Origin of the sequence: Eudoraea sp., from assembly GCF_049665975.1 — a bacterium.
Taxonomy (GTDB): domain Bacteria; phylum Bacteroidota; class Bacteroidia; order Flavobacteriales; family Flavobacteriaceae; genus Eudoraea.
This window is the reverse complement of the sequence record NZ_JBATGR010000459.1, coordinates 1-2,249: the sequence shown is the minus strand read 5'-3', so window position 1 is coordinate 2,249 and position 2,249 is coordinate 1. Positions and strand designations below refer to the sequence as shown.

Annotated in this window: 5 protein-coding genes; all 5 read right to left on the bottom strand. The window is 38.5% G+C overall.

The features are described 5' to 3' along the window. Positions 1-596: TPM domain-containing protein (locus WBN20_RS15005; RefSeq protein WP_424282266.1), on the bottom strand; the 596-nt coding region annotated here is incomplete at its 3' end. Further along, on the bottom strand, positions 577-1,014 hold the full coding sequence (locus WBN20_RS15000; RefSeq protein ID WP_424282265.1) for a TPM domain-containing protein: 438 nt from the start codon (positions 1,012-1,014) through the stop codon (positions 577-579). The genes WBN20_RS15005 and WBN20_RS15000, both read right to left, overlap by 20 nt. A 10-nt stretch (positions 1,015-1,024) precedes the next feature. Then, a complete protein-coding gene (locus tag WBN20_RS14995; RefSeq protein ID WP_424282264.1) occupies positions 1,025-1,624 on the bottom strand; it encodes a LemA family protein in 600 nt (199 codons plus the stop codon). A 28-nt stretch (positions 1,625-1,652) separates the two neighbouring features. Continuing rightward, complete coding sequence (locus WBN20_RS14990) at positions 1,653-1,982, bottom strand: MerR family transcriptional regulator (RefSeq protein ID WP_424274882.1); 330 nt, start codon at positions 1,980-1,982, stop codon at positions 1,653-1,655. Then, a partial coding sequence (locus WBN20_RS14985; protein WP_424282263.1) for a M23 family metallopeptidase occupies positions 1,982-2,249 on the bottom strand: 268 nt, incomplete at its 5' end. The genes WBN20_RS14990 and WBN20_RS14985, both read right to left, overlap by 1 nt.

Sequence of the window (2,249 nt, the reverse complement as noted above, 5' to 3'; positions counted from 1 at the left end):
CTTCGGTTACGATTGCTAAGAATAATGATGATTACTATAAAAATGATAATAGGCAGAATTGCTCCAAAAGGAAAGTTTCCATCCCCTTCGGGAGGGCGTTCTTCTTTAAATTCACCCGTTAACACTTTAAAGATGGCATCAGATCCTTTATCCAATCCGGCATAGTAATCTCCTTCTTTAAATTCAGGAATAACTACGTTCCCAATGATCCTTTTGGATAATGCATCTGTTAGCGTAGCCTCTACACCATAACCTGTGTTAATGGCTACTCTTCGGTCTTCTCTGGCCAGAATGATCAGAATACCATTGTCCTCATCTTCTTGTCCTATGCCCCATGCTTGTCCCCACTGGGCACCAAGGTAGTTTATGTTTTCACCTTCGGTTGATTTTATTATGGCAACTACTATTTGCGTGGAAGTACTATCGGAATAACGGATAAGTTTCTGTTCCAGTGCATTTTTTTCGGGAGCCGTTAATAGCCCAATATAATCGTAAACACTGGTTTCAAGTTTTGGTTTTTCCGGGATCGTAAATTGTGCAAGAGCTGAGGTTCCCCACAGCAGGAACAAGATAAGACTAACCTTTAGATACCTCATTGCTCAATTCATTTGTGTCATTGGGTTTCCATGGAAAGTGGGCCTTTAACTCTTCTCCGGCCATCAGGATTCCGCGAATAATCCCTTCTTTAAATTTTCCTTCTTTAAAACTATTCTGAATAAGGTCTTTTGTGGAATTCCAAAAGTCATCCGGGACCACTTCATCAATGCCTTTATCTCCGCAGATTGCAAATTTTTTATCCTCCACGGCTAGATAAATCAGTACTCCATTACTTTCGCGCGTATTATCCATTTTAAGTAAATGAAAGACTTCCTGGGCCCTGGTAAAATGGTCTAAATGGGAAGACGGTTCTATATGAACTCTTATCTCTCCGGAAGTATTCTTTTCCGATTCAAGAATTGCATCTACAATCTCCTGTTCTTCATCAGTAGTTAAGAAATCTTCTACGAGGGACATAGGCGATAAATTAGTCGAATTCAAAATTCACATCCGGAGCATTTTCAGAACCGGGATCTGCCGCGTAACGCGCCATTTCATCAAATCCAAACCAACCTGCCAGAATTTTATTGGGAAATTTCTTAATGTGGATGTCATAGATATTTACCTGTTCATTATACCTGTCCCTGGCTACATTAATTCTGTTTTCAGTTCCTTCCAATTGAGATTGTAATTCAAGGAAATTTTGATTGGCTTTTAAATCCGGATATCTTTCAACAGTAACCAACAAACGTGATAAAGCAGAAGACAAGCCTGTTTGTGCCTCCTGGAAGGCAGCCATTTTGTCGGGGGTTAGATTGTCCACATCTATTGTTGTTGAAGTAGCCTTAGCGCGAGCTTCAATAACATCGGTTAAAGTACCTCTTTCAAAATCTGCGGCACCCTGTACCGTTTTTACCAAATTGCCAATAAGATCATTTCTTCTTTGATATGAACTTTCAACATTAGACCAGGCGGTTTTGGCATTGGCTTCATATTCTACTGATGTATTATTAAATCCAACAGCCCATTGATAAATAGCAAATGCCAGGACCAGGAGGACAATTACGGGAATTAACCATTTTTTCATAATCGTTTTATTAAGTTATAGTATAGGTTTAAAGCTGATTTTTTATTTTGATCAGTTCTGCTTTTATTTTCTCGAGCTTTTGGATAATCTCAAAATTTGACAAAGTTTTTTGTCTTTCCTCACGCAAATGAGTTTTAGCACCTTCAAGAGTAAAGCCACGTTCCTTAACCAAATGATATATTAGTTGAAGATTTTGAATGTCTTTTGGAGTGAATTTTCGGTTGCCTTTTGCGTTCTTTTTGGGTTGGATAACATCAAATTCTCTTTCCCAGAAACGAATAAGGGAAGTATTTACATCAAAAGCCCTGGCAACTTCGCCAATTCCATAATAACGTTTTTCTGGTAATTCTATATGCATTAATCCAGTGATTGATTTTCCTGAGTTGCGTACTTGAGCATGTTTTCAAATTCTTCGGCAGATAAACTTCCGTAATAGAAATTTATAGGATTTATACGTTCTCCTTCCTTCCATACTTCGTAATGGAGATGAGGTGCTTCAGATCTACCCGTGCTACCAACAAAACCTATAAGGTCTCCCCGCTTCACTTTTTGACGTCTTTTTACATTGTATTTACTTAGATGACCGTATAGGGTCATATACCCATATCCATGGTCTATGCGAATA

Coding starts and splice junctions, on each gene's coding strand:
- WBN20_RS14990 (WP_424274882.1), bottom strand. CDS start 1,982: ATGCATATAGAATTACCAGAAAAACGTTATTATGGAATTGGCGAAGTT.
- WBN20_RS15000 (WP_424282265.1), bottom strand. CDS start 1,014: ATGTCCCTCGTAGAAGATTTCTTAACTACTGATGAAGAACAGGAGATT.
- WBN20_RS14995 (WP_424282264.1), bottom strand. CDS start 1,624: ATGAAAAAATGGTTAATTCCCGTAATTGTCCTCCTGGTCCTGGCATTT.